Here is a 25,729-nt window from a genome sequence, read left to right on the forward strand (position 1 = left end):
CTAAACAAAGAGTATCATTTGTATCATTTTAGTGCTACTATTGATATAAACGAATTAAGAGGAAAGCCCTTAAAATAAGGACTTTCCTCTTAACCTATTGATTTACAACTATCTGTTGTTATTCCTCTACAGCAGCCTGCGCCGCAGCAAGTCTGGCGATTGGCACGCGGAATGGAGAGCATGAAGCGTAATTCATGCCAACCTTAGCGCAGAACTTAACAGATGATGGCTCACCACCATGCTCACCGCAGATACCTGTGCGGAGGTTAGGACGGGTAGCACGACCATTCTCTACTGCCATCTTGATGAGCTGACCAACACCCTCCTGGTCGAGAACCTGGAATGGGTCAACCTTCAAGATCTTCTTCTCCATGTATGCAGGGAGGAAGGAAGCGATGTCATCACGAGAATAACCGAAGGTCATCTGTGTCAAGTCGTTAGTACCGAATGAGAAGTACTGAGCCTCCTCAGCAATCTGACCTGCTGTAAGGGCAGCACGAGGAATCTCAATCATAGTACCAATCTCGAACTCAACCTCTACGCCGTACTCAGCGAATACCTCCTTAGAAGTAGCGAGGATGATACCCTTCTGCTGCTTGAGCTCCTGAACGGTACCGATGAGCGGAACCATGATTTCAGGACATGGGTTGTAACCTTCCTTCTTCAACTCGCAGGCTGCACCGAGGATGGCACGGGTCTGCATAGCTGTAATCTCTGGGAATGTAATACCGAGACGGCAACCGCGATGACCGAGCATAGGGTTGTTCTCTGCCAGAGAATTCACACGTCTCTTGATTTCCTCTACGCTTACGCCCATCTCCTTAGCCATGGTCTCCTGACCAGCCAAATCGTGAGGTACGAACTCGTGGAGAGGTGGGTCGAGCAAGCGGATGTTCACGTGGCAACCATCCATAGCCTTCAGGATTCCGTAGAAGTCAGCCTTCTGATATGGGAGGAGCTTGGCAAGTGCCTTCTCGCGACCCTCAACTGAGTCTGCCAGAATCATCTCACGCATCGCAACAATCTTCTGATCATCGAAGAACATGTGCTCTGTACGAGTCAAACCGATACCCTTGGCACCGAATGCACGGGCTACCTCAGCATCGTGTGGAGTATCCGCATTGGTACGGATTTCCATCTTTGTATATTTGTCGCAGAGATCCATCAGCTCCTTGAAGTCGCCTGAAAGCTCTGCAGCCTTTGTCTCAATCTGTCCTGCGTAAACCTGACCAGTAGAACCGTTCAGAGAGATGTAATCACCCTCCTTGTAAACTACGCCCTCAATCTCAACAGTCTTAGTCTTGTAGTCTACATTGATAGAGCCGGCACCTGATACACAGCACTTACCCATACCACGGGCAACAACGGCAGCGTGAGAAGTCATACCACCACGAGCGGTAAGGATACCCTCGGCAGCTGACATACCAGCGAGGTCTTCAGGAGATGTTTCGATACGAACCATGATCACCTTCTTGCCGTCCTCATGCCATTCCTGAGCATCGTCAGCATGGAATACAATCTGACCGCAGGCAGCACCTGGAGATGCAGGGAGACCCTGAGTGATGACCTTAGCCTTAGAGAGCGCCAACTTATCGAACACAGGATGCAAAAGTTCATCGAGCTTCTGTGGTTCACAACGAAGGATAGCAGTCTTCTCGTCAATCATGCCCTCGTGGAGGAGATCCATGGCAATCTTCACCATAGCTGTACCTGTACGCTTGCCGTTACGGGTCTGGAGGAACCAGAGCTTGCCTTCCTGTACGGTGAACTCCATATCCTGCATATCGTGATAGTGATGTTCCAGCTTATCCTGCAGCGCATCGAGTTCCTTATAAAGCTCAGGCATAGCCTCTTCCATAGAAGGATACTTGGCAGCACGTTCCTCTTCAGAGATACCTGCACGCTCAGCCCAACGCTGGGAACCGATCTTTGTAATCTGCTGTGGAGTACGGATACCGGCTACCACGTCCTCACCCTGTGCGTTGATAAGATACTCACCATTGAAGAGATTCTCACCATTACCAGCGTCACGTGAGAAGCAAACACCTGTAGCAGATGTATCGCCCATATTACCGAATACCATCGCCATGACAGATACGGCAGTACCCCACTCATCAGGAATACCTTCCATCTTGCGGTAGAGGATAGCGCGCTCATTCATCCAAGAACGGAACACAGCGCAGATAGCACCCCAGAGCTGATCGATTGGGTTGGTAGGGAAATCCTGACCAGTCTGCTCCTTGATGGCAGCCTTGAAGAGTTCAACGAGCTTCTTGAGCGACTCTACAGAGAGGTCCTTGTCAAGTGTAACGCCCTGCTCTTCCTTCACCTTTTCGATGATAGCCTCAAATGGGTCGATATCTTCCTTGTTTACAGGCTTCAATCCCATAACGACGTCACCGTACATCTGTACGAAACGGCGATATGAATCGTATACGAAATGAGGGTTACCGGTCTTCTTGACCAATCCCTCAGCTACTTCGTCATTCAAACCGAGGTTGAGGATGGTATCCATCATACCAGGCATAGATGCACGAGCACCTGAGCGTACTGATACGAGGAGTGGATTCTCTACAGAACCGAACTTGCTGTTCATCAACGCCTCAGTATGAGCCACAGCAGCCATCACTTCGTCCTGAAGAAGTTCTTTGATTTTGTCCTCACCCACTTCATAATATTCATTACAAGTGTCTGTTGTAATGGTGAAACCTGGAGGAACAGGTACACCAATCAGGTTCATTTCGGCAAGGTTTGCGCCTTTACCACCAAGTACTTCTCGCATTTGGGCATTGCCTTCTGCTTTTCCGTTTCCGAATGTATAAACTCTTTTTTCGTTCATAATTGTTATAGGTATAATATTTTATTCCGTTATACGTTGTTAATTATTAATTGTAATGCAAAGATACGATTTTTATTTGATACTACCAAACTTTTACACGCTTTTTTGCTATCTCGAGATTACATTTTATACTGTTGACGCACACACGGGCAGAAATTTAACAATCCAGAATCCTATAGGAAGAAATGTGACGAATTTGAAAGTGCACTTCCCGGGATTTCGGACTGTATTACGATGCCTTTTACACCCCTGCCGATGCCCCCGAAACTGCGTCCCGACGTAGCGATGGCTACGTCCCGACGTACGAAAGATTGCGTCGCGACGTAGCAACGGCTGCGTCGCGACGCAGTTTTAAAGGTAAAAGGGTAAAAAGGTAAAAAAGGATTTAAAGGTAAAAAAGATATCAGGCGATAACAAAAGTAACAAAAGTAACAGGTGACCTCTGATGTAAAAATGTGAATGTGAATGTGAATTTGAAATGTAAATGAATGCATGTAATGATATTAATATCATTTAATTCTTATATAATAAGGTACGCGCGTACGCACAATTAAAATATATATTATCAAAAATCATCAATAAACAGCCATAACAAAAGGATACACATGACAGTCCGTTTTCTTCACTTACATTTCAAATTCACATTCACATTCACATTTTCACCATTACAAGCACAGAAGTTACCTGTTACTTTTGTTACTTTTGTTATCGTCCGGCAATCTTTTTACTTTTTTACCTTTAAACGCCTTTTTACTTTTAAAAGCAAATAATTCGGGACAACTCTTGCATTTCTCATAAAATTGCAGTATCTTTGCACCCATAAAAAATACAAAACATTATTATGGCAAGAAAACGTAAACCATTACCTCTGTTAGAGAACATCACCATCGAGGCTGTAGCAGCCGAGGGTAAGTGCATCACACGAGTAGACGATCAGGTCGTCTTCGTACCATTCTGTGTGCCAGGCGATGTTGTCGACTTGCAGGTAGTAAAGAAGAAACATAAGTACTGCGAAGCCAAGGTGGTTCGCTTCATCAAGAAGAGCGAGGTGCGACAGGAGCCTATGTGCGAGCACTTCGGTATCTGCGGCGGATGCAAATGGCAGAACCTGCCTTACGAAGAGCAGATCAAGGCTAAGCAGAAGCAGGTGGAAGACCAGCTTACCCGCATCGGAAAGATTGAACTCCCTGAATTCCGCCCTATCATGGGCAGCGTGAAGACTCAGGAGTACCGCAACAAGATTGAGTTCGGATGCAGCAACAAGCGATGGTTCACCGCCGAGGAACTGGCTCAGCTTCCACAGAAAGAGGATGACACCGTATCTTCACTCAAGGAGCGCCACGCCCAGAACGCCATCGGTTTCCATATCACCGGAGCCTTCGACAAGATTTATCCTATCAAGAAGTGCTGGCTGATGGATGACCTCTGCAACGAAATCCGCAACTTCGTCTTCGAATATGCTGATTCTCACGACTATACCTTCTACGATCTCCGTGAGCAGCACGGTTTGCTCCGCAACATGATGATCCGTAATTCGAACACCGGCGAGTGGATGCTCGTCTTCCAGTTCCATTACGATGAGGAGGGCGATGAGCAGAGAGCATTGGAGCTGATGCAGCAGGTGGCTGACAAGTTCCCTCAGATTACATCACTCATGTACGTGGATAACCAGAAGGGCAACGACACCATCAACGACCTGGAACTCAGCCTCTTCAAGGGCAACGACCACATCTTCGAACTAATGGAAGACCTGAAATTCAAGGTAGGTCCGAAGAGCTTCTACCAGACCAATACCGAGCAGGCTTACCACCTCTACTGCGTGGCTCGCGAGTTTGCTAACCTTACCGGCGACGAGCTGGTTTACGACCTCTATACCGGAACCGGAACCATCGCCAACTTCGTAGCTCACAAGGCAAAGAAAGTAATCGGTATCGAGTACGTGCCAGAGGCCATAGAGGATGCAAAGGTGAATTCTCAGGTGAACAACATCGAGAATACCCTCTTCTATGCAGGCGATATGAAGGATATCCTGACCAACGATTTCATCGCGCAGCACGGTCGTCCTGACGTCATCATCACCGACCCTCCACGTGCCGGAATGCACCCAGACGTAATAAACGTGATTCTGAATGCAGCCCCAAAGCGCATCGTATACGTAAGCTGCAACCCGGCTACACAGGCACGCGACCTGCAACTGATGGATGCCCAGTATAAGGTAGCAGCCGTACAGCCGGTGGATATGTTCCCTCACACCCCTCACGTAGAGAACGTGGTACTGCTCGAAAAGAGATAAACCTAGAAATCAAAATAGAAAAAAGATGAAAAAGAGTATCATCCTGGCGCTCATGGCTGTAGCTTCGCTCTCAGCCAGCGCCCAAAAGAAGCAGACCATCGAAATACCAGCATGGTTGAGCAACGTGAAATTGTCGGGTTATGGAATGACCCAGTATCAGTACAGCGGACAGAAAGATGCCGAATCCAACTCATTCAACATCCGTATGGCGCGTATCGCTCTCGAAGGTCGCATTGCAGGCGACTTCTACTGGAAGACTCAAATCCAGTTCAACGGCAACACCTCCACCCTCGGTTCCAGTCCGAGAATGGTGGATTTGTTTGCTGAATGGCAGAAATATGAATACTTCAAGGTGAAGATTGGTCAGTTTAAGAACCCATTCACCTTTGAGAATCCGATGCACCCTATCGACCAGGGCTTCATGGGATATTCACAGAACGTGAGCAAGCTGGCAGGTTTCAGCGACCGTGCCGGAGAGCACGCATCCAACGGCCGTGACATCGGTCTTCAGTTCCAGGGTGATTTCCTCAAGAATGCCAACGGCAGAAACCTGCTGCACTATCAGATTGGTGTATTCAACGGACAGGGAACCAATACCAAGGACGTTGATAATCAGAAGAACATCATCGGAGGTGTATGGGTAATGCCAGTAAGCGGCATGCGCATCGGTGCCTTCGGATGGACCGGTTCTTATGCAAGAAAGGGAACATGGACCGACGAGCATGATGCCTCCTATACTGCCGACATTCAGGAACGCTCTGGCGTTCGCAAGCTCAGCCAAAACCGCTATGCCTTCTCCTTCGAATACAAGAAAGACGGCTGGACCGTACGTTCTGAGTATATCCACTCTACCGGCAAGGCTTTTGACAAGAGCATCACCAACTTCAACGATGCCAACGCCAAGGACTGCAATCTGAATGCAAAAATCGGCAACAAGGCACAGGGTGTATATGGATTGGTTATCGCCCCATTGGCTCAGCTGCCAAAGAACAGCCGTATCGACGTGAAGGCGCGTTACGACATGTATCAGCCTAACGGCAAGAGCAACATGCAGAGAACCCAGTATGAGGCTGGTTTGAACTTCCACATCGGCAAGCGTATCTCTATCCTTACCGAGTATGCACTCATCAACGACAAGACACTCGCGAAGCACAATTACTCCATGGCAGATGCCGAGGTTTGCTTCCGATTCTAAACACGCCCCGAACCCACGGCCATTGGTCGAAGGAAAAAGGTTAAGGGCAGAAGGAAGATTGCTCCACACGCCCTGAAAGGGCAGAAGCTCCTAGCCCTGGGCAGCGCCCTGGGTATTATTGGCATATACAAAAACGCCCTGTAAGGGCAAAAGCTTTAAAGATATTAGAAAGCTTTTGCCCTTACAGGGCGACTTTGTTGATTGCGGGTTTTAACCCAGGGTGTTGCCCTGGGCTAGGAGCTTCTGCCCTTTCAGGGCGTGTGGGGCAAACTATCTTAGCGTGTGGGGGAAACTTACCCTAGAACGAATAAGAGAAACCTACTGACATGAATTCCTTAAACTGCCAGTAGCTCTGGTCGTCCTTGCGCTTCACACCATCGTCGAAACGCGGATAGAGGAAGATGTTGGTAGAAATGTAGCGGTTAAACTGGAAGGTAATGGTGTTTTCCCACTCTATTTCAGCACGCTTGTAAGTGGTGTATCCCCAGAGACGGGTCTTCCACTTGATATTATCCGCTATCTGCCAAGCCAGGTCGAAGGTACACTCAGAACCGTAATCGGTCATGCCATGCTTACCCTCATCCAGTCCGTATCGCGTAGCCAGATCCGCTCTGCCCACATACTTCCAGTTGAAAGCCAGAGGAGCCAGATGAGCACTACCCTTCAGGCGATGATGGAACCAGTCTACATTATAATCCATACCGACAGAGAGGTTCAGATTGAATGGCGAGAAGAAATCGGAATAAACCGTCTTATCGTTACTCTTGTAACCATGCGTAAACTGAGTCTGACCAATCAGCTGGATGGTATAATACCACTTCTTGGAAGCCTGCAGACCAAGTTTTCCGGTGTATCGAATCATATCATCGCTCGTCTTCAGCGTATGAACCGTATCACCCTTCGAAGTCTGATAACCCAGACGCATCTCCACTTTATTATCCCATTTTACCTTCTGCTTGTTATTGTAGTTGGCAAACATAGTCACTCTTCCGAGCACCGAATAATTACTCTCACCACCCTTATACCAGTTGTCAGAAACATAATTTTGCAGGAACTGGAGATAATAATCGCCACCTATGGTCCAGAAGTTAGGACGGGTGATGATGATATCCATCGGAGCCGCATCCACCTCAATCGCCTTCGGAGCCACCTGCTCTACGATGTCCGGATGATTCTTCTTCGGTTTGCTCTGCGCAGCCAGCGGTGCCCCCACCTCCTTGAGATGAGTCTCTGTATCGCGCACCAGGTCGGGACGCTTGAGATAAACCTCCATCAGCGTCTGGTCGAGCATCGTTCCGAGCGAATCCTTCACCCCACCCTGAGGCTTGAGTCGCAACATGCGTGCTGCCGGACCATGATAGAACGTGAGCGGCGTGAAGAGCTGAGCATATCTGCTATCCTTCGAATCCATCTTCATGGAATCGATGCGCTGACGGCACTTCAAGAGCGAATCGGCATAGATTTCAGCCAACCTGTTCTTCGATGCCTCTCCAGCCTCCACCTTCTTCAATTTGCGCTGGGCAGAAACAGGCGTCAGAGCCGAAAGGAACGCAAGAACGAGTAATCCAAATTTTATTTTCATACCTTAATTTTATAAATTTGGGCACAAAGGTAATAAATAATTCATAAATCTATGCCCTTTATTAGAAATATTTTTGCTCATTTCACAAAAATGTCGTAACTTTGCACCCAAATAATTCTAATTTAAATTATAAACATCGTGGCTGAAACAAAGTACATCTTCGTTACTGGTGGTGTGGTTTCTTCTTTGGGTAAAGGAATCATATCTTCATCCATCGGTAAACTTCTTCAAGCAAGAGGTTACAATATTACTATCCAAAAGTTTGACCCATACATCAACATCGACCCGGGTACACTGAACCCGTACGAGCATGGTGAGTGCTACGTAACGGTAGATGGTATGGAGACCGACCTCGACCTCGGACACTACGAGCGATTCACCGGTATTCAAACTACGAAAGCGAATTCTCTCACCACTGGTCGTATCTACAAGGCAGTCATTGACAAGGAACGTCGCGGCGATTATCTCGGCAAGACCATCCAGGTGGTGCCTCACATCACCGACGAGATCAAGCGCAACGTGAAGCTGCTCGGCAAGAAGTATCACTATGACTTCGTGATTACCGAGATTGGCGGAACCATCGGCGACATCGAGAGTGCCCCATACATGGAAGCTATCCGACAGCTGAAATGGGAGCTGGGCAAGAACGCCGTCAATGTGCACCTCACCTACGTGCCTTATCTGAAAGCTGCAGGCGAGCTGAAGACAAAGCCTACCCAGCACTCCGTGAAGGAACTGCAGAGCGTAGGTATTCAGCCTGATGTTCTGATTCTCCGCACCGAGAAACATCTCGAAGAGGGAATCATGAAGAAGGTGGCTAGCTTCTGTAACGTAGATTTAGACTGCGTGATCCAGAGCGAAGACCTTCCTAGCATCTACGAGGTGCCTGTAAACATGCAGAACCAGGGCCTTGATACAGCCATCCTCCGCAAGATGGGCGAACCTATCGGCGAAAAGCCTGCGCTGGGTCCTTGGAGAACTTTCCTCGACCGCAGAAACAAGGCTACAGAGGTGGTAAACATCGGTCTCGTAGGCAAGTACGACCTGCAGGATGCCTACAAGAGTATCCGCGAGAGTCTCTCTCATGCCGGCACCTACAACGACCACAAGGTGAAGATTACCTTCATCAACTCAGAATATCTCACAGAGGAGAACGTGGCTGAGCAGCTGAAGGGTCAGGACGGTATCGTCATCTGCCCAGGCTTCGGCCAGCGAGGCATCGAGGGCAAGATTATCGCCGCCCACTATACCCGCATCCACGATATCCCTACCTTCGGCATCTGCCTGGGTATGCAGATGATGGTTATCGAGTTTGCCCGCAACGTAATGGGCTACAAGGATGCCAACTCACGCGAGATGGACGAGAAGACTCCACACAATGTCATCGACATCATGGAGGAGCAGAAGAACATATCAAACATGGGTGGAACCATGCGTCTCGGTGCTTACGAGTGTGTGCTGAAACAGGGTTCACGCGTGTTCAATATCTATAAGAAGGAGCATATTCAGGAACGCCATCGCCACCGCTATGAGTTCAACAACGAGTTCCAGAAGGAATTTGAGAAGAACGGCATGATGTGCGTAGGCAGAAACCCTGAGAGTGACCTGGTAGAAATCGTAGAAATCCCAGGCTTGAAGTGGTACGTAGGTACACAGTATCATCCGGAATACCAGAGTACGGTGCTGAAACCACATCCACTGTTCATGGATTTCGTAAAGACAGCAATAGAAAACAAAAAGTAAATATTAGGAGTTAAAGGAGTGATCCCCTTTACTCCTTTAATTTCAAATTTTAAAAATGAACAAGAACAACATTATCGGTTTCCTCCTGATTGCCGTAGTGCTGATTGGCTTTAGCTGGTACAACCAGCCATCTGCCGAAGAACAGAGAGCGGCATTCGTTCAGGACTCCATCGCCAAGGCTAAACATGCCGAGATGGAAAAGGCTAGCAAGTCTGCCGCTGTTAAGCGCCAGACTAATGCCAAAGCAAAGGTTGAGGCAGACTCAACCGCCCTCTTCTATTCGGCACTCAAAGGCCAGGCTAAGAAGATTGTATTGAAAAACGAGAAGGTAGAATTAACACTCAACACCAAGGGTGCTACTGTAGAGAAGGCTGTCATCAAAGGCTATGTGGGACACAACCTGCAGGTGAAAGACGGTTCGGCTGATGCCAAGGACGTAACCCTCTTCGACGGTAACGACCAGAGCCTCAAGTTCATGCTCGAGGCGAAGGAAGCCAACATCATCACCAGCGATCTCTACTTCACTCCATCCAACGTGACCGACAAGTCGGTAACCCTGACCGCTGTGGCTGGTGAAGGCAAGACGCTCACCATGACTTATACATTGGGCGATGACTACATGCTGCACATGAGCCTCCAGGCACAGGGCATGGCGGGTCTGTTCTCACCTAATTATAATAAGATGGATGTTGACTGGAGCGACAAGGCACGCCAGCAGGAACGTGGTTTCATGTTCGAGAACCGTTATACTACCCTCACCTACCATAATGTAGAAGGCGGTACCGACCACCTCAACGAAGGTAGCGAGAAGATTGACGAGAAGATAGAAGAAGCCATCGACTGGGTATCGTTCAAGAACCAGTTCTTCTCTGCCATCATCGTAGCAAAGGATAACTTCGAGAAGGATGCTTTCATGACCTCTATCCCTCAGGAGAAGGGTTCGGGCTACCTGAAGCAGTTCCAGGCTAAGATGAAGACAGCTTTCGACCCAACCGGTAAGAAGGCATCTGAGTTTGAGTTCTACTTCGGTCCTAACGACTTCCAGATTCTGAAGAATACCGAGAAGGAAAGTACCTTCGGCAAGGACTTGGAATTCCAGAAGCTCGTATACCTGGGATGGCCTATCATCCGTTGGATCAACCGTTTCTTCACACTCTACGTATTCGACTGGTTGAGCAAGATATTCCCTATGGGTATCGTATTGATTCTCATCACCTTGCTCCTCAAGCTCATCACCTACCCTATGGTGAAGAAGAGCTACATGAGTTCAGCCAAGATGCGCGTGCTGAAACCAAAACTCGAAGCTGCTACGGCTCAGTATAACAAACCTGAAGACCAGATGCAGAAGCAGCAGGCGATGATGGCGGAATATGCCAAGTATGGTGTAAGCCCATTGTCAGGATGCTTGCCAATGCTGATTCAGATGCCGGTTTGGGTTGCGATGTTCAACTTCGTGCCTAATGCCATCCAGCTTCGTGGTGAGAAGTTCCTGTGGATGAACGACTTGAGTACCTTCGACCCAATCTTCGAATGGAACACCAACATCTGGCTGATTGGCGACCACTTGAGTTTGACCTGTATCCTGTTCTGTGTAGCCAACCTGTTGTACTCTTGGATGACCATGCGTCAGCAGCGCGACCAGATGGTAGGTCAGCAGGCAGAGCAGATGAAGATGATGCAGTGGATGATGTATCTCATGCCATTGATGTTCTTCTTCATGTTCAATGACTACTCAGCCGGTCTGAACTTCTACTACTTCATCTCATTGTTCTTCAGTGCCGCAATCATGTGGACTCTGCGCAAGACTACCGACGACGAGAAGCTCCTCGCCATCCTTGAGAAGCGCTACCAGGAGAACAAGAACAACCCTAAGAAGGCAAGCGGCCTGATGGCAAGAATGCAGGCCCTCCAGGAGATGCAGCGCCAGCAGCAGGCTGAAATGATGCGCAAGCAGGCAGAACTGAACGAGAAAAAGAATAATCTCGGAAAATAAAGATTACTAGATAAATAAGAGCGTAATGGATTACCCTAAAAGGTGTTCATTACGCTTTTTTTATATGATTACATACTTAAAGCCAGAAAAGATAGTTAAAAAGCCCCAAAAACTTGGTAGTGTAACTATTTTTAGTTACATTTACAGTCAAATACATAGGAGGAACAGAATATGGGATTATTAAAATATAAAGGTTATACGGGTAGCGTAGATTATAGTGAGGAGGACAATTGCCTATATGGTAAGGTTCTCGGAATGAGCAAGGATATGATTACCTACGAAGGTCAAGACGTTAATGAATTACGCAAGGATTTTGAAGGCGCAATAGATGATTATCTTGCCTTATGTAAAGCCAATGGAAAGGCACCTCGTGTACCTTATAGTGGCAACTTAAATATCCGCATCACTCCTGAAATCCATAGTCGTATTGCGATGATGGCAATGCAAGCAGGAACAACCATCAATGGTTTTATCCGTGATACGCTAGCTAATGTGACAGGAGTAACTCCAGCCACAAACGCATAACATTACCCCCGAAAAGGTATAATTAATCAAGCAACATTATTAATTACACCTTTTCGGGGGTATTTTATTTGAAAAGAATTTACTTCTTCAATACCGGCTCGCAGGTAATATCCACTCCGAGTTTCTTGAAAATCTTCTGGTCTACATCGCTCAGCATCACGGTGCAGTGAGCCTGACAGCCGCGAAGCTTAGGTAACTGCTCCAATGCCTTTCTGCAGTTCTCATCATTCTCTGAAAGAACAGAGAGGGCCACGAGAACCTCATCGGTATGAAGACGAGGATTGTGACCACCGAGATAATTCACCTTGGTATGCTGGATAGGCTCAATCATCGACTGAGGAATCAACTTCAAATCATGGTCGATGCCTGCCAACTGCTTGGTAACATTCAGGAGCAAGGCTGCACTACAGCCCAACAACTCGCTGCTATGACCGCAGATGATGGTACCATCCTCCAACTCAATGGCAGAAGAAGTATGTCCGGTCTCCTTCTTATGATTCTTGGCAGCTACTGTCACCTTGCGGTAATCAGTAGTAATCTTAGCCTGATTGAAGAGCATCTGAATCTTGTTGATTTCATCATCATTGCAAGCGCCAGCCGCCATCTTGTTGGTAGCCGCATAGTAACGGCGGACAATCTCGTTCTTGGAAGCCTCGCAGCAAGCCTCATCATCAGAGATACAGAAACCTACCATGTTCACACCCATATCCGTAGGCGACTTGTATGGATTGCTGCCATAGATGCCCTCGAACAGCGCATTAAGCACAGGATAAATCTCTACATCACGGTTATAGTTGATGGCTATCTTGTTGTAAGCCTCCAGATGGAACGGGTCAATCATGTTCACATCGTTCAGATCGGCAGTAGCAGCCTCGTATGCGATGTTTACCGGATGCTTCAATGGGAGATTCCAAACAGGGAATGTTTCAAACTTGGCATAGCCGGCACGCACCCCGCGCTTGTTCTCATTATAAAGCTGACTCAGACAAACCGCCATCTTACCGCTACCAGGACCCGGCGCAGTAACAATAACCAGAGGACGCTCAGTCTCAACATAATCGTTCTGACCGAATCCCTCGTCAGAGGCAATCAGACTCACGTTATGAGGATAGCCCTCGATGAGATAATGGCAGTAAGTCTTGATGCCCTCGCGCTCCAGACGCTGTTTGAAGGCGATGGCTGCAGGCTGGCCATTATAATGAGTGATGACAACAGAACCCACCATGAAACCACGGTTTTGGAACTCACCACGAAGACGCAGTACGTCCTCATCGTAAGTAATGCCCAAGTCGGCACGCTTCTTGTTCTTCTCTATATCGGCTGCACTAATCACGATAACAATCTCAATGCTATCGCTGATTTTCTGGAACATGCACAGTTTGCTGTCAGGCTGAAAACCCGGCAAAACTCTGCTGGCATGATGATCGTCAAAAAGTTTACCGCCTAATTCGAGGTAAAGCTTTCCGTCAAACTGTGAGATTCTTTCCTTGATGTGTTCTGACTGAATCTTCAGGTACTTCTCGTTATCGAAACCTATCTTCATACTACTTTAAATAAAACTATATCGCTATTATTTTGCAAATTTGACTGCAAAAGTACAAAAAAAACTGGCTACAGAACAATGTTTTACGCAAATTATTCTTAATTCTCAAGGATTTGCCGTATCTTTGCATCTTGCAATGGGCAGCATAACATGTCATATCGCAAAAACATGAAGTTTAAAAGAAAACAATAACCGACAAATGAAAAAGAATTTACGTACCGCCTCTATCTGCGTGCAGGGAGGCTATGAGCCAAAGAACGGCGAACCGATTGAAGTGCCAATTTATCAAAGCACCACTTTCAAGTATGACAACTCTGAGGAGATGGCTATGCTCTTCGACCTGAAGAAGGAAGGCTACTTCTACACCCGTCTCCAGAACCCTACCAACGATGTTGTGGCTAAGAAGATTGCCGAACTCGAGGGTGGCGTGGGAGCCGTGCTGACCAGCAGCGGTCAGGCTGCCAACTTCTATGCAGTATTCAACATCTGCGAAGCGGGCGACCATATCGTTACATCTAATGAGATTTATGGTGGTACCTTCAATCTCTTCGGCGTAACCCTGAAGAAACTCGGCATCGAGTGTACTTTCGTGAATCCGAACGATAGCGAAGAAGAAATCCAGAAGGCTTTCCGCCCTAACACCAAGGTTGTTTTCGGCGAAACCATCAGCAACCCGAGCTGCGCAGTTCTCGACATCGAGAAGTTTGCACGCATCGCTCACAAGAATGGGGTGCCTCTCATCGTTGACAACACCTTCGCTACGCCTATCAACTGCCGCCCATTCGAATGGGGTGCCGACATCGTTACCCACAGTACAACCAAGTATATGGATGGTACCGCTTCACAGGTAGGTGGCGTGGTTGTAGACAGCGGCAACTTCGACTGGATGGCTCATGCTGATAAGTTCCCAGGTCTCTGCACACCAGATGACAGCTACCATGGTCTGACCTACGTGAAGGCTTTCGGCAAGATGGGCTACACCACCAAACTCGTGGCTCAGCTGATGCGCGATCTCGGCAGCATCCCAGCCCCAATGAATTCGTTCATCCTCAACCTCGGTCTTCAGAGTCTCCACCTCCGTATGCGCCAGCATTGTGCCAATGCCCAGAAGGTAGCAGAGTTCCTGCAGAACGATGAGCGCGTGGCTTGGGTTCATTATAGCGGTCTGGAGGGCGATGAGTATCATGCGCTTGCCCAGAAGTATATGCCAAACGGCACCTGTGGCGTTATCGCCTTCGGATTGAAGGGCGATCGCGAGACAGCCATCAAGTTTATGGATTCTCTCGACATGATCAACATCGTAACCCATGTAGCCGATGCCCGCACCTGTGTACTCCATCCAGCCAGTCACACCCATCGCCAGCTCAGCGAAGAGCAGCTGAAGGAAGCTGGTGTTGCACCAGACCTGATTCGCCTCTCCGTAGGTATCGAAGATGTAGAAGACATCCTCGATGATATCAAGCAGGCTTTGGACAAGATTTAAGATAACAAAATAACATCAAAGCAACATTATAACAGAAAATTAGAAACATGATTAAAGCTATGATTTTAGCTGCTGCGGCTCTCACGATGGGCACAGCAGCTGATGCACAGACTATGATTCAGAAAAATGACATCAAGGTAGAAAACCACCTGATGACTCCTGAAGCTCTCTGGGCTATGGGTCGTATCGGTGGCGCCGAAGCTTCGCCTAACGGCAAGCAGGTGGTGTACCAGGTGGGTTACTACAGTGTAAAGGAAAACAAGGGCCACCAGATGCTCTTCATCATGGATGCCAACGGCAAGAACCAGAAGGCATTGACCACCGATGCCAAGAGCGAAACAGATGCGGCATGGATTCAGGGCGGACAGAAGATTGCCTTCATCCGCGACGGACAGCTCTGGAGCATGAACCCAGACGGAACCGACCGCAAGCAGCTCACCAACGACAAGTTGGGCATCCAGGGTTTCCGCTTCTCTCCTGACGGCAAGAAGGTCATCCTCATCAAGGAACTCCCTTACCACGGAACCATCAAGGAGAATCCTTCTGATCTCCCTCTGGCAACCGGCCGTCTCGTAACTGATATGAACTATCGCCACTGGGACCACTACGTAGAGAGCCTTCTCCACCCATTCGTGGCTGATGTAGCTGCCGACGGTACCATCAACGCAGGCGAAGACATCCTGAAGGATGAGCCATTCGAGTGCCCTATGGCTCCATTCGGTGGCATCGAGCAGTTAGCATGGAGCCCGGATTCCAAGACCATTGCCTACACCTGCCGCAAGAAAGAGGGCGTTCAGTATGCCATCTCTACCGACTCTGATATCTACCTATATAATATAGGTACGCGCGAGACAAAGAACCTCTGCAAGGAGGCTGGCTATGTGGAGCCTAAGATTGATGCTACAAAGAGCATGAAGAACCAAGCTGTCAACGCACCTGAAAATCTGAAGAACAATCCGGGTTACGACGTGAACCCTCAGTTCTCTGCAGACGGTAAGTACATCGCTTGGCAGAGCATGGCTCGCGATGGCTATGAGAGCGACCGCAACCGCCTCTGTGTTTACGAACTCGCTACCGGCAAGAAGAACTATGTATCAGACAAGTTTGATTCCAGCGTAGAGGGCTTCGTATGGAACAAGGACAACAAGAGCCTCAGCTTCATCGGTGTATGGCACGGAACCCTGAACCTCTATCAGGCTAACTTCAAGGGCGAAGTAAAGCAGATTACCAACGAGTGGGCTGACTACGGAAGCATCTCGCTTGCCAACAACGGCAACAAGCTTCTCGCTACCAAGGCAAGCATGAGCCACCCTACTGATATCTACATCGTAACTCCAGGCAAGGATGCCAAGAGTACCAAGGTAGAGCAGATTACCCGCGAGAACGACCATATTCTGAACCAGTTGAACCTGGGTAAGTGTGAGCAGCGCTGGGTAAAGACTACCGACGGCAAGCAGATGCTGGTATGGATCATGTTGCCATCTAATTTCGATGCCAACAAGAAGTATCCTACCCTTCTCTTCTGCGAGGGTGGTCCTCAGAGTCCGGTAAGCCAGTTCTGGAGCTACCGCTGGAACATCCAGATCATGGCTGCCAACGGTTATGTCATCGTATTGCCAAACCGTCGCGGTCTCCCTGGTTTCGGAAGCGCATGGAACGAAGAGATTTCTGGCGACTGGACAGGCCAGTGCATGAACGATTATCTTTCAGCTATTGATGATGCTGCCAACAATCTTCCTTACGTAGACAAGGATCGTCTGGGTTGTGTAGGTGCCAGCTTCGGTGGTTTCTCTGTATACTATCTCGCCGGTCATCACAATAAGCGTTTCAAAGCATTCCTTTCTCACGACGGTGCTTTCAATCTGGAGAGCATGTATACCGATACCGAGGAGGCTTGGTTCTCTAACTGGGAATACGAGGATGCTTACTGGAACAAGGACCAGACAGCGAATGCCAAGAAGACTTACGAGAACAGTCCTCATAAGTTTGTAGACAAGTGGGATACTCCTATCCTCTGCATCCACGGCGAAAAGGATTACCGTATCAATGCCAACCAGGGCATGGGCGCCTTCAATGCAGCCCGCATGCGTGGCATCCCAGCCGAACTCCTCATCTATCCTGATGAGAACCACTGGGTATTGAAGCCACAGAATGGCGTGCTCTGGCAGCGCACCTTCTTCGGCTGGTTAGATAAGTGGTTGAAGAAATAAACAGTTAAAGAAAATAGAAAAAGGGAGTCCTCACGGATTCCCTTTATCGTTGTGATTAAATGTCTTAAGCTTCTACCAGAATGTAGAAGTCGGTCAAAAGTGAACCTACAAACATAAACTAATATATAAACTACCATATATCATATCTTGGTCGGGCATCAACATAGCCCTCATCTATGCTTCCGCCCTCATCTCTGGTGATGCCAGGAGTATTGCTTCCACCACCGGTACTGCCGGCAAGAAGAGCACCCTGCGATTCTAATTCAACAACCTGAATCTCAGGTTTTATATATACTTGTTTCTTCATGATGTTTTCTTTTAAAAGATTGTTCTCAAATATTACTTCACTAACAGCTTTTTACCATTGACAATATAGATACCTTTGGCAAGTCCTTCTACTCTAGCGGCACCAGCCTTTACCAGTTTTCCATCAATAGAATAGATGTCACAAGTATGTACTGCCTCAGCAGCATTTACCCCATTGATACCTGTTGTTCCTCCACCCAGGTGCAAGCTATAAGCCTTGGCATTGCTTGACTCAGGAATGGTGAAGTACACACGGAATGGAGGAACGACGGCTCCAGTGCCCACCTTCTTCAGGTTGAGGTTTTCACCCTGAGCTTTCTGAATACCATACTTTATACTGCCATCACCATTGAAGTAATTGAATGTGCCGTGAACACTCAGATTGCCGAATAACTCATCTGTATCTTCTGCAGTGAAGTCCATATCGCCAGTGCCTGTGCAAACCAATTCGGCAGTCTCAGCATTGCCATTATGCAGGATGTAGGGAGTATGGACAGCCAGGGAAGCAACTTCCTTCAGAATGATGGTGTTACCCTCTGACTTGGCAAAACCGTAAGCCTTGCAGCCTGCAGGCACCTCTATTGCACAAGGCAAATAGAGGGTCGCAAATGTGTTGGCTGCCAAAGAACGGGTGTACTTGTAACCAGCTGTTCCCGTCTTGACAAGAGATGCACGATAAACAGGATTCTGGTCTGCAATCTCCAACTGCTTCACTGCATAATAGTTATCATCTGTGCCCTTAACCACCAGGTTCCTGTTGCTGTTCAAAGCGACTTCCGGGGTAGCTACTCCTTCATTTACCGCACCCTTCACCAGGATGAGGGCGTTGGGATTCTTAAAATTTACCTCATTGACGCCATCGGCAAGGGTGGCATCGGTCAAATCGAAGGCTACGCCTTCCTGCAGCTTCAGTTCTTCAGCCTTAGCTGCATCAATGAAACCTGTTACAGGAACAAAGCCCTGGTTATCATACTTAGAATAGTACTTCTTGAAGAACTCCATGTACTTAGTACCCCAATCGGCTGGTGTTGCATGACCCAGGAATGGGTTGATGATGTAAACCTTATCCTCTGCCTTTACCTTATTGAGCAGGTTGAATGGAGCGAGGTTGGTACGTGTAGGATCTGTAGTATCCTGCAAGCTGAAGCAAGAGATAACCGGACAGGTTACGTGCTCTGAGAAGTTCATTACATCGTAGTAGGCGTTGAACTCGTTCATCTGCTCTGTTGTCATACCGAGCTTTTCTGCTGCAGCCAGGAAGTTGGCACGAGGCCAGTTCACAATCTTCATACCTTCCTCAAAGTCTGCATGACCTGTGATAGAAGGAGCAATGGCTCTGAATGCTCCAGTCAAGCCTTCGGCTACATAAGTGAAGCAACCACCCTGGCTGCCACCGGCAGCATAGAGATTCTTTTCATCCACCTTAGCACGTGTCTTCACAAAGTCGATGGCTCTTACACAGTCGAGATAAGCGCCACGATAATAGTGCTTCTCCTTGTCGCCCCAGCCGTATGAATAGTAATCGGTCTTGCCTGTCTTCGCGTCACGTCCATATACATTGTCTGCGATATTTGGCTCACGGTTGTTGAGCATCTGTCCACGGGTAGAGAGGATGAACTCGCAGTAGTCTGCATTGTCATTAGCGTTCATGCACCATGGAGTACCAGAACCTCCGTCTGTTCCCTGATAGTAGATGACTGTAGGATACTTGCCCTCAGCCACTGGCTCTGCATAATAACCACGGATGGTTACAGGAGTACCATTCTTGCTATCAGCTACCGACTTCATGGTTACAAGATAAACCTTGCGCTTGTCGGTACTCTTATCTTTCAATTCCTCCATCTCGATTTTTGCATCTGTTGCAGCCAACTCGTCGAGACCTTCCTGCCAATAGCTCCAGAAGTCGCTAGGAGTAGTAGCCTTTACAGGCACATTCTTAGGGTCGTAACCGATGTTGTAAGAACATACATCATTATGGTTTACATTGGCTATCATCTTGTAGAATCCAGGCTCTGTCAATTTGTCGAATACCAGATCCACATGCTTGGTCTCTCCGGCAGCCAGCGTTACATTCTGAGAGTAGGTCTGATAGATGCTGTGTGTCTGAGTATCGTCATCCACCATATCCTTCATCAGTGTCACCTTATAAGGCACGGTTACTTCCACGCTCTCTACATTGGTTATAGTCATACCGAGCTTTGGAGTCTCACCAGCTTCCCAAGCCTTGATGTCATCATCATCATTCTTGGCGAAGATGGTGTATTCCTTTTCTGGGGAAACCAGTTCGATGCTGTTCAATGTAAATCCTGTACCGCTTACACGAAGTCCATCCTTCTTAATGGCAGTCAGCCATTCATCAGTCAGCGTATATTCAAAGTAGCTACCGCCAGAGAATTTGGCAGTCTGCAAACCGGTAAGAGCAGTCCAGTTGGCAAGAATCTTGCCCTGTGCTGTGCCGAATCCCAAACCGGAATAGCTCATGCGGAGCTTATCGCCAGCCTTGGCATTTGCCAACTTATCAGTGAGTTCTGCAGCCTTTACGAATACAGAATTACCGCTTACCGGATCCCAGCTGATAACCTCAGAACCAGTCCAGAGAGGAGTATAGGCATTGCCCTTGTTCTCAGAGTCGCCCTTGGCTACCTTGTGCTTAATGTCTACGCTTGAAAGATCGTAGCCGATTCCCTTAACAACAATACCCTTGTCCTGCAATTCAGCAAGCATCTCTTTTGTGATAGTTGCCTTGAAGGTATAAGGAGCCTTTGAGATAGTATACTTTTCATCTACTCCAGCCAAAGTCTTCCAGTTGCCATTCTGCAGGAACAACTGATGGTTGCTACCATTGAGGCTAGGAATGGTAATTTCCAACTCATCGCCTACCGCTGCATTGGCAAACTTGTCTGCTTCTATCTTCTGATAAACACTCCAGCTATCCACAGAAACATCACCCTTCCATACGTTCAGATTGACGGTAACATATTCCTTATTGTCGGTGATATGCTTCTTGAAGAAGTCAAGACACTCGTTGTACCAAGTGCTTGGTGTCTGATGCTTGCAGTCGCCATTCACTACATACTGCTTATCCTCCACCTTCAGGTTGTTGTAAGGGGCGAAATTGGTATGAGGAGGACAAACCGGGTCTTGCAAGCCCATCGCTGTAGAAACAGGACAAGTAATGTATGGAGCCAGGTTCTTGGTGTCGAAGTATGAGAGGAACTTATACATATCCTCATCGCTCAGATTCTTTGCTTTCTGCTGCTCCTTGGCTCTAGATGCTGGCCATGCGCCTACCTTGAAGTAATCAGGGAAGTCGCCCATAAACTGGATAGATGGAGCGATAGCCTTGATGCGGTTGTCGAGGGCTGCACCTGCTATGGTGAGAGCACCACCCTGGCTTCCACCCATCATGAAGATGTTGTCCTGCTGAGCCTTCTCGCGAGAGGCGATGAAGTCGATGCCGCGAATTACATCCATATAGGCACCTCTATAATAATAGGTGTCCTTGTTGCCGAAGTTGTAGCTAAACCAGTCGCCGTACTTGTTCGTATTCTCACCACGATTGTTGATTACCTGACCGCGAACAGAGAGGTTCAACTCAATCCAGTCGCTGTTCTGATCGCCATTAGGACAGAAGTTAAGGGCTGGGATTTTTGCATCGCTGTCATAACCGTTCTGGGTGATGATGACAGGATAAGTACCTGCTGCCACTGGCTCTGCATAATAGCCACGGATGGTTACAGGATTGCCGTCACCATCATCTATTGAGTTCATCTCTACGAGATAAACATTACGCTTACTGGTTGACTTAGAGTCAATCTTGGTGAGCTTATATTCAGGAGCCACCTTTGCCAAATCTGCCTTAGCCTTGTCCCAGAACTCCATGAAGTCGCTCTGTGCATCGGGAGCTGAAACGATACTTGTTGGGTCGTAGCCGATGTTGAAATCGCTCAACTCGCCATAGTTGGCGGTTACTACAGCATGATAGAAGCCAGGCTTCAAATCTGTCAACTTAATGGTTACAGTCTTGGTTTCACCAGATGCAACAGTTACAGTCTGATTATAAGTCTTGAACTCCTTATAATCATCCGTACGAACCACCGCCTTCACTGTAACTTCCTGATCCTTGCTCTCGATGCTCTGTACGTTGACTCTGATAACAGGAGTCTCGCCTTTCTCCCAGCACTTGATGTCGGCCTTCTCTACCTGGCAGTTGAGCGAAGGAATCTGTGTTGGGTCGATGGCTTCTACGCTGGTCAGCACAAAACCGATACCATTTACGATACAGCCGCTGTCCTGCAATTTAGCCAACATATCTGTAGTAACAGTATATTCGAAATAGCTTGATGTCAAGTTATTGTAAGCTGAGCCATCAGGCATGTCCTTCCAGTCACCTGTAGAAATATGACCTTGGGCACCCATGGCAAGATTAGAATAGTTGAAGCGCAACTTATCGCCTACCTTTACATGGGCAAAGAATGATTTATCCAATACCTGCCAACCGTTCTGTACACCCGGAGACCAGTCGATGGTCTTGTTGCCAGTCCAGACATTGGTTACAGGATTTCCCTTTTCTGCATCACTGGTCTGAACCTGCTTAATCAGGTCGATACTGGTGGCAGTATAACTGGCACCCTTTACGATAACGCCACCGCTCTTCAGTTCGGCGAGCATCTCGGCGGTTATCTCCCACTTAATCTCGCAAGGAGCACTGCTAATGCTCTTGCTGCTGGTTCCAGCCATCGCCTCCCATGCGCTGTTGTTAAGCATCATCTGTGCCGAAGCGTCAGAGATTTGTGAAACATCCACCGAGAGCACATTGCCTACCTCGGCATCCTTGAAATTGGAAGACTCGATGGTGACCCACTTTTTCCAGTCTCCCATCTCTTGGGTTCCAGTCCAGAGGTTAGACTTCACCTCAACGGTTCCCGCTCTCAATCCTATATATATAAACAGGTAGAGGAGCAATAAGAAATACCTTTTCATGTTTAAAATTGTTTACTTTTTAGTTGTTAATTGATTACGGATGCAAAGATAAGTCGAATCGGGCAAAGTACTGTCCTGAAATGGTTTTGATGCTTTCCCAAATGGTGAAATACACATTTGGGAATATAAAATACACATTTCGGCACCCGATTCTCGCATTTTCCACCTTCTTGATTTGGAATTTTCAAATAATCTCACTATCTTTGCAGTATGAAAAAACTAAAATATCTTTTCGTTTTCGCAATCTTATTATTGTCGACCACCCGTGCGCAGGCACAATATAGTTTCCGCTCCATCGACATCCAGTCTGGATTGAGCGATAATTACGTGCGTTCCATCATGAAAGACCAGCAGGGCTACCTTTGGTTTGGAACCCTCAATGGGCTTTCCCGATACGATGGTTTCCACAACAGAAGCTATACGCTCACCCAGAAAGATGGAAAAAAGAATGCAAATATCATCGAGGTTGCACAAGACAAGTCATCCCAGATTTGGGTTACCACATACGACCACCATATCTTCTGCTACAATCCTGACAAAGACTGTATGCAAGATAATGCCAACGAAATCCTGGCTCGTTTAGGAATCAAGATTAGCCATCACAACCCGAAGAAGGATACAGGAGGCAGAGTCATCATTGACCAGGACAAAAACCTATGGTACATCTCCGGCAACACCTTATATTATTATATATACGATGAGAACCGTCTCTATCAAATGAAACTTTCCGAACCCATCAACTCGGTAACTTGCCGTGAAGGCGTAGCATACGCACAAACCAGCAAGGGACGTATCTATCGCGTCAACGTGAAGCAAAAAAATGCTTTTCTCCTGGCAACCTATCCTATACAAGCCAAAGCGAAGAATCTCAGAATATATCAAGACATCCAAGGTAATATCTGGACATACGACCAATACATAAATGGTCTGTACCGTCTGCATATTGGCAAGAATTCCTCAAAAACAGAACGAGAGAAGAAATCATCACCGATAACATTGGAGAAAATCTGCGATGAAAACGTCAGCGCCCTGGCAGAAGACCGACATGGCAACCTATGGATTGGCACCAACAGTTCAGGCATCATCATCCGTCAAGATGATGGAAACGCTAAACGTATCACTCGAAATGAGAACGCCCTCTATCCCCTCACGAGCAACCATATTAGCACCATCCTTATCGATGACGAGAACATGGCTTGGATAGGTAGCTCAAAGGTGGGCATTGCCTATACAAATCTCAACAACACCAGCATCTCCGTTATTCCAACTCCATTCAATGAGGACATCGGTTTCCTATGCCAGGATGCCATGGGCAAGCTATGGATAGGCTACGATGGTAATGGGCTCTACTGTGAAACCAACGGCAAACTTTATCAAACGGGAAACAGCAAGCTCTTGAGCAATCAGGTAATAGGTGGCAGAATTGCCAACGACAGGAACATCTACCTGGGCACCTATGGTGGAAGCATCTACCAGCTTACACCCGATGCACAGATACGTCCCATCTGGCAAGAACATGTCCAGCTGAAATATGTCCGACGCATAATACAGGATAAGGAAGGTAACTTTTGGATAGGTGGTGTAATGAGTGGTCTGTGTTGCATTACACCACAAGGCAGATTCAAGAACTATACTTTCCATAACTCCATCTTGCGCACCAATGCCATCACCGATTTGGTCTACACTGAACAGGAAGATATCATGCTGATAGCCACCAGTACAGGTATGTATATCCTCAATGCCCAGAAGCAGCTGAAAGAAGTACCCGTTATGGAACTGCAAACAGCCAACATCAATGCCCTATATGCAGACAACAGAAAACTGAGATGGGTATGCACCAACGAAGACGTAAGAATATATGATGCCCACTTCCGGCTGCTCAAGACCTTCGGCAGGAACGAAGAACTGAACAATGTTCTTGCCATCACGGGCGATCAACAGGGTGAGATATGGATTACCACAAACAAAGCTCTCTTCAATATAAGAGTAGCCAAGAACGAAAAAGGCAATTACATTTTCCATCTCAGAAAGTTTGTGAATAGCGACGGATTGGGCGACATCACCTTCTGCAAGAAGGCAATCTACTGTACCAACAACGGAGACATCCTGGCAGGAGGCTGTGGCAAATACATCCGCCTAACCCCTTCTCTTCTGGAAGAAAGCATGAAAACCAGAAATGTGGTGTTCACAGAATTGCAAGTCAACGATAAAGTGATGCCTTTTCCTTCAAGCAAATCTCAGAGACTGGAATTCAAGCATAACGATAATATCAAACTGTTTGTATCAACACTGGATTATACACATGCGGCACCTCTAAAGTTTACTTACCGTTTGGACGAGGAGGAAGACTGGAAACTGGCTGATGGAAATTGCATCCAACTGGTACAACTGTCATGGGGCAAGCATACCCTGCAAGTAAAAGCCCTTGATGGCAATGATGATACAATAGCTACCCTATCGTTAAACGTTCTGCCCCCTATCTGGCTGTCAGGAAAAGCTTTCATGCTCTATGTCCTACTTCTTGTTCTTATCTTCTGGCAAGTAAGGAAAAGGAGGAATACCAGGAAAGAAGCATACGCCTCCCTATCCGCTCCGGAGCTTTCGGTGGCGCAAGAGAATGAGGATGGGAATGATGTTTCTCTAAAACAGGAAGATATTACAAGAAAGCAGGAAGATGCTTGGATAGCCAAGGCAACAACCCTCATAGAACAGCACTTATCAGATTCTGAGTTCAGCGTTGAAAACTTCAGCGAAGAGATGAACTTGAGCCGAAGCGCACTCTACAAGAAGCTGATGGCTACCACGGGCAAGTCGCCACTGGAATTTATGCGAGCCATCCGCCTTAAACATGGCCTCGCCTATCTTCAAAACGGCGACCTCTCCATCTCAGAGATTGCCTATAATATAGGTTTATCACCCAAGCAGTTCGCCAAATTCTTTAAGGAAGAATACGGCTGCCTGCCTTCGCAATACAAGAAGAAATAAAGGAAAACAGGATATTGGTAAAAAGCCAATACTAATAAAAACGAGGTAA

13 protein-coding genes are annotated in these 25,729 nt (G+C 47.5%); 8 read left to right on the forward strand and 5 right to left on the reverse strand.

Annotation, left to right across the window (positions count from 1 at the left end):
* Positions 1-118: 118 nt before the first annotated feature.
* The gene (ppdK, locus tag ACWJAO_RS05770; protein ID WP_449139569.1) at positions 119-2,839 is read right to left on the reverse strand and encodes a pyruvate, phosphate dikinase; all 2,721 of its coding nucleotides are present in this window, start codon (positions 2,837-2,839) and stop codon (positions 119-121) included.
* 841 nt (positions 2,840-3,680) lie between these two features.
* On the opposite strand from ppdK, the gene rlmD reads away from it, so the two are divergent.
* Complete coding sequence (gene rlmD, locus ACWJAO_RS05775) at positions 3,681-5,132, forward strand: 23S rRNA (uracil(1939)-C(5))-methyltransferase RlmD (protein WP_449139570.1); 1,452 nt, start codon at positions 3,681-3,683, stop codon at positions 5,130-5,132.
* A 25-nt stretch (positions 5,133-5,157) separates the two neighbouring features.
* Entirely contained in the window at positions 5,158-6,327 is a 1,170-nt protein-coding gene (locus ACWJAO_RS05780; protein ID WP_449139571.1) for a porin, read from the forward strand.
* Between the two features lie 298 nt (positions 6,328-6,625).
* Here ACWJAO_RS05780 and ACWJAO_RS05785 read toward each other — a convergent pair whose 3' ends face one another.
* On the reverse strand, positions 6,626-7,909 hold the full coding sequence (locus ACWJAO_RS05785; RefSeq protein ID WP_449139572.1) for a DUF3078 domain-containing protein: 1,284 nt from the start codon (positions 7,907-7,909) through the stop codon (positions 6,626-6,628).
* 138 nt (positions 7,910-8,047) lie between these two features.
* On the opposite strand from ACWJAO_RS05785, the gene ACWJAO_RS05790 reads away from it, so the two are divergent.
* The 3 genes from ACWJAO_RS05790 to ACWJAO_RS05800 all read left to right on the forward strand — a co-directional run bounded on the left by ACWJAO_RS05790 (position 8,048) and on the right by ACWJAO_RS05800 (position 12,170).
* Complete coding sequence (locus ACWJAO_RS05790) at positions 8,048-9,652, forward strand: CTP synthase (protein WP_449139573.1); 1,605 nt, start codon at positions 8,048-8,050, stop codon at positions 9,650-9,652.
* Between the two features lie 55 nt (positions 9,653-9,707).
* Positions 9,708-11,645, forward strand: a complete 1,938-nt coding sequence (yidC, locus tag ACWJAO_RS05795) for a membrane protein insertase YidC (RefSeq protein WP_449139574.1) — start codon at positions 9,708-9,710, stop codon at positions 11,643-11,645.
* 171 nt (positions 11,646-11,816) lie between these two features.
* Positions 11,817-12,170: a type II toxin-antitoxin system HicB family antitoxin gene (locus ACWJAO_RS05800; protein WP_117727056.1), complete on the forward strand. Its 354-nt coding sequence runs from the start codon at positions 11,817-11,819 to the stop codon at positions 12,168-12,170.
* 79 nt (positions 12,171-12,249) lie between these two features.
* On the opposite strand, the gene ACWJAO_RS05805 is transcribed toward ACWJAO_RS05800, so the two are convergent.
* A complete protein-coding gene (locus ACWJAO_RS05805) occupies positions 12,250-13,713 on the reverse strand; it encodes a DUF1846 domain-containing protein (protein ID WP_449139575.1) in 1,464 nt (487 codons plus the stop codon).
* 199 nt (positions 13,714-13,912) lie between these two features.
* Here ACWJAO_RS05805 and ACWJAO_RS05810 point away from each other — a divergent pair, with 199 nt between their 5' ends.
* Both ACWJAO_RS05810 and ACWJAO_RS05815 read left to right on the forward strand, forming a co-directional pair.
* Positions 13,913-15,196, forward strand: a complete 1,284-nt coding sequence (locus ACWJAO_RS05810) for an O-acetylhomoserine aminocarboxypropyltransferase/cysteine synthase family protein (RefSeq protein ID WP_449139576.1) — start codon at positions 13,913-13,915, stop codon at positions 15,194-15,196.
* Positions 15,197-15,243: 47 nt separating this feature from the next.
* Positions 15,244-17,406 (forward strand): alpha/beta fold hydrolase, encoded by a 2,163-nt coding sequence (locus tag ACWJAO_RS05815; RefSeq protein ID WP_449139577.1) that lies wholly within the window; start codon positions 15,244-15,246, stop codon positions 17,404-17,406.
* Positions 17,407-17,536: 130 nt separating this feature from the next.
* Here ACWJAO_RS05815 and ACWJAO_RS05820 read toward each other — a convergent pair whose 3' ends face one another.
* Both ACWJAO_RS05820 and ACWJAO_RS05825 read right to left on the reverse strand, forming a co-directional pair.
* Positions 17,537-17,713, reverse strand: a complete 177-nt coding sequence (locus ACWJAO_RS05820) for a hypothetical protein (protein ID WP_449139578.1) — start codon at positions 17,711-17,713, stop codon at positions 17,537-17,539.
* A gap of 32 nt (positions 17,714-17,745) precedes the next feature.
* Positions 17,746-22,695 carry an acetylxylan esterase gene (locus ACWJAO_RS05825; RefSeq protein ID WP_449139579.1) on the reverse strand — a complete coding sequence of 1,650 codons (4,950 nt, stop codon included), beginning with the start codon at positions 22,693-22,695 and terminating at the stop codon, positions 17,746-17,748.
* A 210-nt stretch (positions 22,696-22,905) separates the two neighbouring features.
* Between ACWJAO_RS05825 and ACWJAO_RS05830 the strand changes: the two genes are divergently transcribed.
* Positions 22,906-25,680: a two-component regulator propeller domain-containing protein gene (locus ACWJAO_RS05830; RefSeq protein ID WP_449139580.1), complete on the forward strand. Its 2,775-nt coding sequence runs from the start codon at positions 22,906-22,908 to the stop codon at positions 25,678-25,680.
* Positions 25,681-25,729 lie beyond the last annotated feature (49 nt).

This window comes from Segatella sp. (assembly GCF_977051555.1).